At 40.4% G+C, this 272-nt stretch carries 1 protein-coding gene; it reads right to left on the reverse strand.

Annotated features, from left to right (window positions below; all coding sequences use genetic code 11):
* Positions 1–153: LacI family DNA-binding transcriptional regulator (locus RG959_RS25315; protein ID WP_369335203.1), on the reverse strand; the 153-nt coding region annotated here is incomplete at its 3' end.
* Positions 154–272 lie beyond the last annotated feature (119 nt).

Below are 272 nucleotides of genomic sequence, written 5' to 3' on the forward strand. Positions count from 1 at the left end.
ATTACGGATATAGCCGGTCTCCCGTACTGCCTGCTCTACCTTATTACGCAACTTATCAGACACTTTTGTTGGGTCTGTCAGCACTCTTGACACCGTAATGGCGCTTACGCCGGCAACTTTGGCAACATCTTTTAAATTAGGTTTTCTGCTCATAGCGTGATCTTATTTTTTCCACAAACAATACTGTATTGTGCCATTTCAGTCAAAATGGTTGCGCAATCATTTTTCGTCAATTAAGCTAACAGTCTTTGTAAATATAACTGGAGCAACAT

This window comes from Domibacillus sp. 8LH, assembly GCF_038806185.1.
GTDB lineage: Bacteria > Bacillota > Bacilli > Bacillales > Domibacillaceae > Domibacillus > Domibacillus indicus_A.